General features: G+C 60.3%; 6 protein-coding genes and 1 pseudogene. 1 reads left to right on the top strand and 6 read right to left on the bottom strand.

Annotated elements, in window-relative coordinates; all coding sequences use genetic code 11:
- The first annotated feature begins 197 nt into the window (after window positions 1-197).
- Window positions 198-2,444 (top strand): ATP-binding protein, encoded by a 2,247-nt coding sequence (locus tag HZ993_RS00925; RefSeq protein ID WP_209395410.1) that lies wholly within the window; start codon window positions 198-200, stop codon window positions 2,442-2,444.
- Window positions 2,445-2,492: 48 nt separating this feature from the next.
- On the opposite strand, the gene HZ993_RS00920 is transcribed toward HZ993_RS00925, so the two are convergent.
- From HZ993_RS00920 to lpdA, 6 genes and pseudogenes are all read right to left on the bottom strand, one after another.
- Entirely contained in the window at window positions 2,493-4,412 is a 1,920-nt protein-coding gene (locus HZ993_RS00920; protein WP_371816955.1) for a DUF4832 domain-containing protein, read from the bottom strand.
- A gap of 274 nt (window positions 4,413-4,686) precedes the next feature.
- Window positions 4,687-7,680 carry a hypothetical protein gene (locus HZ993_RS00915; RefSeq protein WP_209395408.1) on the bottom strand — a complete coding sequence of 998 codons (2,994 nt, stop codon included), beginning with the start codon at window positions 7,678-7,680 and terminating at the stop codon, window positions 4,687-4,689.
- Between the two features lie 75 nt (window positions 7,681-7,755).
- Window positions 7,756-8,232: pseudogene (locus HZ993_RS00910) on the bottom strand (dihydrolipoyl dehydrogenase); the annotation flags it as partial.
- A 35-nt stretch (window positions 8,233-8,267) separates the two neighbouring features.
- Window positions 8,268-9,038 (bottom strand): ABC transporter permease, encoded by a 771-nt coding sequence (locus HZ993_RS00905; RefSeq protein WP_209395407.1) that lies wholly within the window; start codon window positions 9,036-9,038, stop codon window positions 8,268-8,270.
- Entirely contained in the window at window positions 9,035-10,003 is a 969-nt protein-coding gene (locus HZ993_RS00900) for an ABC transporter ATP-binding protein (RefSeq protein ID WP_209395406.1), read from the bottom strand. The genes HZ993_RS00905 and HZ993_RS00900 overlap by 4 nt, the downstream gene beginning before the upstream one ends.
- Before the next feature lie 209 nt (window positions 10,004-10,212).
- Window positions 10,213-12,102: a dihydrolipoyl dehydrogenase gene (gene lpdA / locus HZ993_RS00895; protein WP_209395405.1), complete on the bottom strand. Its 1,890-nt coding sequence runs from the start codon at window positions 12,100-12,102 to the stop codon at window positions 10,213-10,215.
- Between the last annotated feature and the right edge of the window lie 6 nt (window positions 12,103-12,108).

The raw sequence follows: 12,108 nt of genomic DNA, 5'->3' as shown, positions 1-12,108 counted from the left end.
CGATGAGATTTCTCGGTACTCTACGAACCGCGCTGAGCACCGGGCTCTTCTTGACCTTGATGCTTTGGTCTTGTCGGTGTTGATAGCGGCTCAGACCTGGTCACATCGCGCAAGAACGGGGCCTTGTAAGAACTGCGCACTGGTCCAGGAAGAATCGAACATCGACAGATTCCGGACAATTGGGCCAGAATGGCCCCATGATTGCATTGGACATTCCGACTCTGAGTGTCGTCGCCCTGCTCACCAGCCTGGTCTTACCACTGGTGTTAGCGAGCAGCGCCAGTTTTTCCACGGCCAATCGGCTGGCCACGCGCACCATAACCCGGGGGGCGGTGATCTATGCACTGGGTTTCTTCTTGCTGTCTTTGCGCGGCATCGCACCAGATTGGCTGACCTTTCTAGTGGGCAACATGCTGGTATTGGGTGGCTTTGCCGAACTCACGGTGGGCTTTGGCCAGTACTTTCGCGGTGTCATCCACCGGGGCTGGGCATTTACATTGCTGTTGCTGCAAGCGCCGTGGCTGTACTGGTGTGTGGTGGTGGAGCCCGACGCCAGTCAGCGGGTGCTGATTTCGTCGATCTTTGTTGGAATCGTGGCAACCGTGTTGGTCGGCTTGTTTCTGGCAGAAATCGCACGGCTACGCGCCGACGCGCAAGACCAGACCCGAGCAGAGCGGCGTGTGTTGTGGGGCTTGGTGGCGGTATTCGGGCTGGGCGCGCTGTCCTTTGCCTGGCGGGGCACGGTATTTTGGGGTGTGCACGGCCCGATCGACACTGCCACCCTGGGGGGACGCACCTGGGGCCTTTCTTTCTTGATGGGCGTGATCTTCAACATTGCCTTGGCAACCAGTTTGCCTTTGCTGATTTCGCGGCGCAACCAACGCGAGTTGCAGCACAGCCAGGAACTGCTGGACGCGACCGAGCAACTGGCCCAGGTGGCATCGCTGGTGGTGGATCCAGGCACCGGGCGTGTAACCCCCAACCGCGTTCTGGCCGCATGGCTGGGACCGGATGCGGCGCATGGCTTGACCCTGGAGGGCTTTGTTTCCCTCTTCGATCCACCAGACCGGGCCTGGCTGACCGACCAGGTTCGCCAATTGCTGGACCACGGTGGCTCCGGTTGGTCCGGGCAATGCCGCATGGCGGTGGCCGACCAATCGCGCTGGCTGTCGGTACACGGCGGCATTGGCAAGGATGCCGCAGGACGTCAGCAGCTCATATTGTCGGCACTGGATGTTTCGTCGTTCCGTGAAGCGACCGAGCAGGCCAACCTGGCGCGCGAAGCGGCAACGCGGGCCAATACCGCCAAATCCGAGTTCCTGGCCAATATGTCGCACGAAATTCGCACACCCATGAATGGCGTTCTGGGTCTGACCCGGTTGTGCCTGCAAGGCGACCTGCCAGCACGGGAACGCGACTTGATCGAGAAGTGCCATGCATCGGCCCAGACCTTGATGGGTGTGGTCAATGACGTGCTGGATTTTTCCAAAATCGAGGCAGGCAAACTGGTACTGGAGGATGCCCCGTTTGACCTGACCCGCACGCTGGATCAGGCGCGCAACCTGTTCGAACAAATGGCGGGCAACAAGGGCATCTGTTTCGTTGTGGAAGTGGCGCCCGACGTGCCGCTGGCTTTGCGTGGAGATGCCTTGCGTCTCACCCAAGTGCTCAACAACTTACTGAGCAATGCTGTGAAATTCACACATACGGGCACGGTGCGCTTGCAGATTTTGCGTGAGCCCGATGCGCCGGTAGCGCCAGCTGGGGGCGTGCGACTGACCTTTGCCGTGCAGGACACCGGCATCGGTATCAGCCCGCAGCAACTGGCCCGGCTGTTTGAGCCGTTCTCCCAGGCCGATGCTTCCACCACGCGCCAGTTTGGTGGAACCGGTCTGGGCCTGGCGATTTGTCGGCGTCTGGCCGATCTGATGGGCGGCAGCCTTAGCGTGGACAGTGAACCGGGCGCGGGCAGCCGTTTTGCACTGATCCTGCCCTTGGGATTGTCGGACGCGGAGCTGCAGCCCGCAACCCCGCCTCCCACACACAAACAGCGGCGTCTGCAGGGCCTTCGCGTTTTGCTAGTGGAAGATAACCCCATCAATGTGATGGTGGCCAAACTATCCTTGGAGGGTGAAGGTGCGCATGTCATCCACCGTGCAGATGGACAGCAGGCCGTGGACTTTCTGCGTGCGCACGCTGGCGACGTGGATGTCGTGTTGATGGACATTCAAATGCCGGTCATGGATGGCTACACTGCCACACGCACCATTCGCGCCGACCTGGGCTTGCGGTTGTTGCCAGTGGTCGCCATGACAGCCAACGTGATGGACACCGACCGCCAGGCCAGTGTGGAAGCGGGCATGGACGCCCATGTGGGCAAGCCCTTTGACATCAACACCCTGGTGGACGTGCTGCTGCGCTGTACCAGCGGCGTGGCGACTTGACCGGTACCCTGCGCACCCAAACACGCAAGAGGCCACGACGCACCTCTGCTAGTTTTTACGCAAACTCGCCAAGTCCACACCACCATCGCTGGTTCGTTCTGCCACTGTCCAGCGCAGAGGCGCGCGCACAGGGGTGGCACTGAGGCGGCGGGCATCACGGGCGATCAACTTCAAGGTGTAGTCGCCAGTGCTTTGAGACGGCAACTGCACCGTGGTGCTGAAGCTCTGGATGCTGCCGGCACCTTGGTTGGTTTTCAGATCACCGACCATTGTTTGCGACCAGACGGTGTTACCCAAGCTGTTGGTCAGTTCCAGCAGCACCTCCCAAGGTTCATACGTGGGCGCATTGCCGTCATTGCGCACCACAGCAGACACGGACAAAAGCCCGCTGCCAGTCAAGCCGACATTGGCCGTGTCTACCCGGTAGCGGTAACCGGCCTCGCGGCCAACCTGGATGAGTTGTTGTTGCTCTGTGGGGGTATACGATGCCCAGCTGTTGGCGCTTCCATCACCAATGTTGCCATTGCCTACGGTGCTGATATGAAAGTCGCGCACCTGCTGTTGTGCAACCAACGGGGTGTCGGCGGGGTCGCCACTGGGAAACTGGCAATACTCAGCCACAAAGGGTGCGGTCTTCCACACGTCTTGCAGCGTGGCCCACTCGGTGGGGTGGTGCGTCCACTGGTTCATGAACCCGCCACGCCCCAGGCAATCGATACGCATGCCAACCGGTTTGCTGGCGATGGTTTGCTGTGTGGTGGCATACCGCACTTCGTTGTAGCGGCTGTAGATGGCCAGCATCACCATCTGGCGGGTTGGGAAGGCACGCAAATGCATGTCCACAAACTCGCGTTTGCTGGCATCGGTGGCCGCCACAATGCCTGCCGGCGCGGTAGCGTAGTTGATGCCCGACGACAGCGCCCATTCGCCCCACTGTCCAAACATGCCGATGTCAATCCAGGCGATGTCGTCCTGACTACCCAGGGCCGTCGAGAGGGCAAGCAGCAAGGCACTGGCGCGTTGTTGCAGGTAGGGGTCGTTCCAATCAGGCACAAAGGTCAGCCCGGGTGTGCCCGCGTCGTAATCCGCCCACCAACCGCAGCCATTTAGGCAACTGGCATGGTTGACCACGTAGCTGGGAATGTAGACCTGGCCGTCGTCGTAGCCCAACATGGCTTGCACCCGCAGCGCGAATTTGCGGCCCTGGCTTTTGGCGGTCTGCAGGTCACTGAGCACGGTGGCAAAGTTATAAGTGCCCAAACCGGTTTCCAGATCCTTCCAGCGGTACCGTTGGTAGGCATCCAGCGCTGGGCTGACCTGGGTGACTTTCTCCTGCCCGCGCCAGCGGTAATAACCGCGCATGGGGTTGACCGTGTCGTCCGTGGTGGGCGCGAGGGCCGTGAAAACCTTAGATGTGGACTGCGCCTGCCAAGCGGCAGCGGCGACGGTAATGGTCACGCTGGCTGCGCTGCTGCTGACTTTGCCGTCATGGACGGTCAGCGACACCACATAACTTCCGGCCATGTCCGCAGTGAAGCTGGTTGCAACGGCCGTGGTGGTGGTCAACACAGCCGTGCTGCCTGCCGGTTTGGATGTCAGCGTCCAAGCATAGGTTATTGGATCACCATTAGCGTCTGAACTGCCACCGCCATTGACGGTGACAAGACCCAAGCCAACGTTCTGTGCGCCCCCCGCGAATGCAACCGGAACGATGTTCGCTTGCGGTGTGGTGGACGTAGGAGGTGTGCCTCCGGTCGATGGGGAGGTTCCCGTAGGCGCTGTTGTTCCATCGGTTGGTGTGGTGTTTTGAGACACTGGTGTCTGGCCCGTCGCCGTGGGAGCCGCAGTGCTGGGGGTTCCCGAGTTTGTCGCTGGTGCACTGGGCGCACTACTACCTCCACCACCACAAGCCACCAAAGCGAGCGCAACGACGCCGGACCAGATCGTTCGGTTGAGTGGGATATTCATAGGGCGAACTTTCGACTTTCTCGGAAAAACAATGCAAAGACTCAACACTCTGGCTGCCCAGTGGAACACTGGGCGTGGGGTGGGCTCCCTTTGAGAGCCAGCGGTATTCTAGAAAACAATAGAAAGTGCCCCATTCGGCTTGGTCGGATGGCATCACGTTCAAAACCAGGTCGGTCTTTTAAAAGGATTGCCGATTTGACCGATGCAGCTGAGCGCCCAACGTAAAGGGGCGCAATGCCTTGCGGACATTGCGCCCCACATCCCGCTTACGGGCTTATTTCACTGTAAATGACTGAGCAGTACCGTCCAAATAATTCACGTAATAGACGCCACCATCCACCCACCACAAAACATCAGTGTCGGCCACCGGCCGGCTAATGAGGTTGTAGCCGGGCCGTAGCGTCAGGGTCTGGTTACCGACCGCGACGGAAATCGTGCCGTCAGCCTCTTGCACCGGCGAACCAGCACCTGAGATCGTGCTTAGCACAGCAATCACTTTGTTAGGGTCAGCAAACGCAGGGTAAAGCGTCTGTTTCAACTTGCTATCGCCAAACACCAGATTACCAGCTGCATCTGGCGAAAAACCGCTAGCCGTGCTGGGGGTTGCCGTCCAAGATGGGCGGAAGAAGTACTGTACGCCGCTGACCGTCGCCTTGAGCAAACCGCTGGCCATCACCGTCACAGTTGCTTGTGCATCCAGGCCCTTGATCTGGCTAACCATTGCGTCTGGATTGGCCACGGTCGGCGCAAGATTGACCACCACACCATTCGTGACGACCCTTGCCAAGCCGTTGGACTGCAGTTCACTGTTGTCCCGAGAGGAGACTTGCAACTGACCAATCGGCACTCCCGTGATCACTGTGCCATCTGTCAGTGAAGTGACAATGCCGCCGATGCTGCTATTGCTCAGGCGTGTTGGGGTTGTACCAAGCAGCGTCTGAAGCGCATTGACCACGCTGCTGCCCAGATTGGCGCCATTCAGGCGTGCCGGAGTCCCGTCAATGGATACCGGCACACTCTCCAAGCTAAAGCCAATGGGCAAGGTGAGATTTTGTGCCACCCCTGCACCACCGTCCACCAGCGACGTGTCGGTCACGACACCGTTCACGTCATAAGTGATGCTTTCACCCCTGTACAAAACCATTGATAGTGGTGTAGCAAGGGGCACAACTCGTAGACCGTCAACACTTTGGTCAGCCTGCGCTATACACAACGAGAACGCCAACAAATTGCGTTGATAACTTGAGACGCTTGCGAAGTATGTATTCCATACACTGCTCTTGCTGCCCGAGGGCGGCGTAGAGGGGAGCGTGGGCCGCACTCCACAGTTACGGGGCGCGGTCACCGTACCGGATTGAACAGTGACCTGGGTGCTTCCACCGCTTCCACTGTTTCCAGTTACGACGATCGTTGCACCGCTGCTACCGGTTACAACATTTTGCCCAGAAGTACCTTGCAGGACTAGACCACCTGCCGAGCCAGTCAACGTTGCACTGCCTTGAGTCACCAATAAGGCATTTCCGCTGCCGCTGGCAGAGACACTCAAGGTAGCGCCGGTGCTGCCAGTGGATATTCCGAGCGACGACCCACCCCCCAGATTGACGGATACGCCAGAGCTGTTGCCCGAGAGCGTCAATGTGCTACCGCCAGCGTTGCTCGACGAAACATCTACCGTGCTACCCGTGCCAACGGTGACGGTAGATGGGCCAGTGATCGTACCGCTGCCGCCACTGGGGATAGTGCCGCTACCGCCGCTGATCGTGATGGAAACCGTCACCGTGACGGTCTGCGTGGCGGTAACAGCAGCAGTGCCGTCGAGCGTCCCTCCAATCGTGCAGGTTCCGGCGCTGGCTGCGGTAATCGTGGCGGTCACTGTTCCATTGAACGAACTGCGGGTAATGCTGCCCACGGTGCAATTGCCGCTGTTGCTGGTGATGGTGGCTCCGCTGGCAAGAACATTGCCGAGCGCAGCGTTGCTGGAGTCCCGCAGGGTCAGCGTAGCGGTTGTCGTAGCACCAACCCCACTCAGGCTGTTGCTGCCTACGGTCAGCGTGGAATTGGCAGCGGTCGCCACCGTGGTCACTGTGACTGCCTGCGTGGCGGTAACAGCAGCAGTGCCGTCAAGCGTCGCCCCGATCGTGCAGGATCCGGCGCTGGCGGCGGTAATCGTGGCGGTCACCGTACCGTTGACCATGCTGCGGGTAAAGCTACCCACGGTGCAGTTGGCGCTGTTGCTGGTGATGGTGGCGCCACTGCCACTGACGTCAACGAGGGCCGTATTGCCGGAGTCGCGCAGAGTCAGCGTCGCGGTGGTGGTGGCGCCAACCCCGTTCAGGGTATTACTGCCCACAACCAGTGTCGAGTTGGCGGCAGTCGCGACAGCGGTCACCGTGACTGCCTGTGTGGCGATGACGGGAGTAGTACCGTCAAGCGTCCCACCAATCGTGCAGGAGCCTGCGCTGGCCGCGGTAATCGTGGCGGTCACCGTACCGTTGACCATGCTGCGGGTAAAGCTACCCACGGTGCAGTTGCCGCTATTGCTGGTGATGGTGGCACCACTGCCACTGACATCGCCGAGCGGGGCATTGCCGGAGTCCCGTAGCGTCAGCGTCGCGGTGGTGGTTGCGCCAACCCCGTTCAGGGTATTGCTGAGCACATCAACCGTGGAGTTGCCTGCAGTCGCCACTGCGGTCACCGTGACGGCTTGCGTGGCAGTGACAGGCGTAGAGCCTTCAAGCGTCCCACCGATCATGCAAAAACCGGCGCCAGCGCCGGTGATCGAAGCGGTCACTGTGCCATCGGTCGCACTGCGGGTTATGACACCCACGGTGCAATTGATGCTGTCGCTGGTGATGGTGGCGCCACTGCCGCTGACATCGCCGAGTGCGACACCGCCGGCATCTTTCAGGGTCAGCGTTGCGGTCGTGGTCGCCCCAACGTTCAGGACATTGCTCAGCACGTCAACGGTGGAATTGGCGGCAGTCGCCTGCGCGGCAGCTGAGGAGGAAAACAACACGCCCGCAACCAGTGCGCTGAGGACCGGAATCATGCGGAGCAGCCGTCGGTGGGCTCTTTGCCGCGCGTTGAATAGAACTAATGGCATAAGTGACAAACCTCCACACAGTTGAAGTAAGTATTTGGTGGTCTCGCGGATGCCATAGACGCCGCCGCGCCCCCCTGCGATGAGCAGAAAAAAATTCGCCCCATCCGAGCAAAAGTTTTGCACAGTTATCAACAACTGATCAACCGCCAAGTCAAAAACCAACACTCAACACGCAGACAGAAAAAAATTAGCCCGAACTGTTGCCAGTCCGGGCTAATTATGATTGGAGCTTAGCTCAGATCACCTGCGCGCCGGTGGCACATCCGTGCAACTGCCATGCGCAATTTCCGCCGCCATGCCAATGGATTCACCCAGCGTGGGATGTGGGTGAATCGTCTTGCCGATATCCCCCGCGTCCGCACCCATCTCAATCGCCAGCGCGATCTCACCAATCATGTCGCCCGCATGGGTGCCGACCATGCCGCCGCCCAGGATCTTGCCGTGGCCGTGGGCCTCGGGTGAATCGTCGAACAACAGTTTGGTAACGCCTTCGTCGCGGCCGTTGGCAATCGCGCGGCCGGATGCGGTCCAGGGGAACAGGCCCTTCTTGACCTTGATGCCTTGGGCCTTGGCCTGGTCTTCGGTGAGGCCGACCCAGGCCACTTCGGGGTCGGTGTCGGCCACGCTGGGGATCACACGGGCGTTGAAGGCGGCAGCGGCCAGCTCCTTGTTGCCTTGCAATTCACCGGCTGCCACTTCGGCCAGGTTGGTCGCTTCCAAGGACACGTCCAGGTTTTTGTCGAGTCAAGGGCTCACTTGCGGATGCGGCGGCCTGTCTTGAACACCCACCACACCACCACAAGACATGCCACCATGAACCCCAGCGTCATGCCCACGCTGATGCCAATGTGCACATCGGCTTGGCCGTAAAACGCCCAGCGCAGCCCACTGATGAGATACACCACGGGGTTGAACAGCGACACGGCTTGCCACAGCGGCGGCAGCATGCTGATGCTGTAGAACGCCCCACCCAGGAAGGTAAGCGGGGTGATCACCAGCAGCGGGATGACCTGCAGTTTTTGAAAACTGTCGGCCCACAGACCAATGATGAATCCGAACAGGCAGAAAGTTGTGGCGGTGAGTACCAAAAAGCCCATCATCCACAGCGGATGCGCCACCTCATACGGCACGAAAAATCGCGCTGTGATGAGGATGAGGGTGCCCACCATGAGTGACTTGCTCACCGCAGCGCCCACATAGCCCAGCAGCACCTCCACCCATCCGACCGGTGCGCTCAGCAGCTCGTAAATGGTGCCAGACCATTTGGGCATATAGATACCAAAGGCAGAGTTTGAAATACTCTCCGACAGCAGCGAGAGCATCAGTAGCCCCGGGATGATGTAGGCGCCATAACTTACCCCCCCGATGTCGCCCATGCGCGAACCAATGGCCGAGCCGAAGACGATGAAATACAAAGCTGTGGAGAGCACGGGCGCAATCAGGCTTTGCATCCAGGTGCGAAAGGCGCGGTTCATCTCGAAGCGGTAGATGGCGCGCACGCCGTGCAGGTTGAGGCCGTTCATGCTTGCGTTGCTTTCGTATCGTGGACCAGGCTGACGAAAATGTCTTCGAGCGAGCTTTCGCTGGAATGCAGATCCTTGAAATCAATACCTGCCTCGCCCAGGGCACGCAACAGTGCGGCAATGCCGGTGTCTTCCTGCTGGGTGTCAAAGCTGTAGGTCAGCTGCTGGCCATGCTGCGACAGTTCGAGAGACCAGGATGCCAAGGCCTCCGGTACCCGTTCCAAGGGGTGCTGCAGCGTAAGCGTCAGTTGCTTTTTGCCCAGCTTTCGCATCAGCACGTGCTTGTCTTCCACCACGATCAGCTCGCCGTTGCGGATCACGCCGATGCGGTCGGCCATGTCTTCGGCTTCTTCGATGTAGTGGGTGGTCAGGATGATGGTCGTGCCAGCATCGCGCAGTTGGCGCACCAGGCGCCACATGTCATGGCGCAACTCCACGTCAACACCCGCACTGGGTTCGTCGAGGAACAGTATCTTCGGCTCATGTGACAGGGCCTTGGCAATCAGCACACGCCGTTTCATGCCACCGGAAAGCTGCAAGATCTTGTTGTCCTTCTTGTCCCACAGCGACAGGTCTTTCAGGATTTTCTCGATGAACGCCGGATTCGGCGCCTTGCCAAACAGGCCGCGGCTGAAGCTCACCGTGGCCCACACCGTCTCAAACGAATCCGTGTGCAACTCCTGGGGAACCAGACCAATGATGGAACGCGCCGCACGGTAGTCACGCACCGTGTCGTGGCCGTCGGCCGTGACCGTGCCCAGGGTGGCGGTGCTCATACCGCAGATCACACTGATCAGCGTGGTCTTGCCTGCACCGTTGGGGCCCAACAGCGCAAAAATCTCGCCGCGCCGGATGTCCAGGTTGATGGTCTTGAGGGCCTGGAAACCGTCCGCATAGGTTTTGCTGAGGTCCCGCACGCAGACTATGGGGTCCGCGGCGGAAACGATGGGGGGATTGGCAAGCATGTAGAGTGGTGATTGGCGGTTGAGGACTAGCGGCACCGCATATTGTCACGCCAGCCCGCGCCGCTCCGGGCTGATGGGGTCATTGCTCGAATGATCGACAAAAATGCTGCCGCATTTTCGCCACCAGTGCAATAAAGAAAACCGCGCAGCCCTCTTCGGAACTTCGCGGCCAGCTACTGATTCAGTAGCACCTGGTGGTTAGACCAACTTTACTTTCTCGCTGGCGGCACATCCGTGCAACTGCCATGCGCAATCTCCGCCGCCATGCCGATGCTTTCGCCCAGCGTGGGGTGGGGGTGGATGGTCTTGCCGATATCCACCGCGTCCGCGCCCATCTCAATCGCCAGCGCGATCTCGCCGATCATGTCGCCCGCATGCGTGCCGACCATGCCGCCGCCCAGGATCTTGCCGTGACCATGCGCCTCGGGTGAATCGTCGAACAAAAGCTTGGTGACACCTTCGTCGCGGCCATTGGCAATGGCGCGGCCCGATGCCGTCCACGGGAACAGGCCCTTCTTGACCTTGATGCCTTGGGCCTTGGCCTGGTCTTCAGTGAGGCCAACCCAGGCCACTTCGGGGTCGGTGTAGGCCACGCTGGGAATGACGCGGGCGTTGAAGGCGGCTGCGGCCAGCTCCTTGTTGCCCTGCAATTCACCGGCAATCACTTCGGCCGCCACATGGGCCTCGTGCACCGCCTTGTGGGCCAGCATCGGCTGGCCGACGATGTCGCCGATGGCGAAGATGTGGGGCACGTTGGTGCGCATCTGGATATCGACATTGATGAAACCACGGTCGGTGACCGCCACCCCGGCTTTCTCGGCGGCGATCTTCTTGCCATTGGGCGTGCGGCCCACGGCTTGCAGCACCAGGTCATACACCTGGGGCGCGGGGGCCGTGCCGCCCTCCTCTGCTGCGGCGAACGTGACCTCAATGCCTTCGGGCAAGGCGCGTGCGGAGACGGTCTTGGTCTTGAGCATGATGTTGTCAAAACGCTTGGCGTTCATCTTCTGCCAGATCTTGACGAGGTCGCGGTCGGCGCCCTGCATCAGGCCGTCCAGCATTTCCACCACGTCCAGGCGTGCGCCCAGCGTGCTGTAGACGGTGCCCATTTCCAGGCCGATGATGCCGCCACCCAGGATCAGCATGCGCTTGGGGACTTCTTTCAGCTCCAGCGCGCCAGTGCTGTCCACCACGCGTGGGTCTTCGGGCATGAAAGGCAGGCGCACCGCTTGGCTGCCCGCAGCAATGATGGCCTTCTTGAAGGCGATGACCTTCTTGGTGCCGGTCTTCTCTTGCGCGCCACCGCTGGTTTCTTCCACTTCCACATGGTTGGCGCCAACGAAGGCACCGTAGCCGCGCACGGTGGTGACCTTGCGCATCTTGGCCATGGCGGCGAGACCGCCGGTCAGCTTGCCAATGACTTTTTCCTTGTGGCCACGCAGCTTGTCGACGTTGACCACCGGTGCGCCAAAGTCCACGCCCAGGGCAGACATGTGGCTCACCTCGTCCATGACGGCCGCCACGTGCAGCAGCGCCTTGGATGGGATACAACCCACGTTCAGACAGACGCCACCCAGTGTGGCGTAGCGTTCGACCAGGATGACCTTCAGGCCTAGGTCGGCCGCGCGGAACGCAGCCGAGTAACCGCCAGGGCCGCCACCGATAACCAGCACGTCGCAGTCCAAGTCTGCGGTACCGGCGTAGCTGGCGCCAGCGGGTGCAGCCACAGCGACCTCTGCCGGTGCCGGTGCCGGTGCATTTACTACTGTTTTAGGAGCATCTGGTGTAGCAGCGACGGGGGCTACAGCCTGATTTGACGTTGAAGCATTGGCTGGAGCCGGGCTGGGCTCGGCATCTGCACCGGCCACTTCCAGCATCAACACAACCGAACCTTCGCTGACCTTGTCGCCCAGCTTGACTTTGAGTTCCTTGACCACGCCGCCTTGGCTGGCCGGGATCTCCATGGAGGCCTTGTCGCTCTCCACGGTGATCAGGCTTTGCTCGGCCTTGATGGTGTCGCCGGGTTTGACCATCAGTTCGATAACGCTGACGTCGGTGACGTCGCCGATATCGGGGACTTTGATTTCTACGATTGCCATAGTGTT

The sequence above is a fragment of the Rhodoferax sp. AJA081-3 genome (assembly GCF_017798165.1).
GTDB lineage: Bacteria > Pseudomonadota > Gammaproteobacteria > Burkholderiales > Burkholderiaceae_C > Allorhodoferax.
This window is presented reverse-complemented; position numbering and strand designations above follow the sequence as displayed.

Bases quoted from the DNA above. Each gene is read 5' to 3' on its own strand.
- HZ993_RS00920 (WP_371816955.1), bottom strand. From the start codon at position 4,412: ATGAATATCCCACTCAACCGAACGATCTGGTCCGGCGTCGTTGCGCTC.
- HZ993_RS00900 (WP_209395406.1), bottom strand. From the start codon at position 10,003: ATGCTTGCCAATCCCCCCATCGTTTCCGCCGCGGACCCCATAGTCTGC.
- HZ993_RS00925 (WP_209395410.1), top strand. From the start codon at position 198: ATGATTGCATTGGACATTCCGACTCTGAGTGTCGTCGCCCTGCTCACC.
- lpdA (WP_209395405.1), bottom strand. From the start codon at position 12,102: ATGGCAATCGTAGAAATCAAAGTCCCCGATATCGGCGACGTCACCGAC.
- HZ993_RS00905 (WP_209395407.1), bottom strand. From the start codon at position 9,038: ATGAACGGCCTCAACCTGCACGGCGTGCGCGCCATCTACCGCTTCGAG.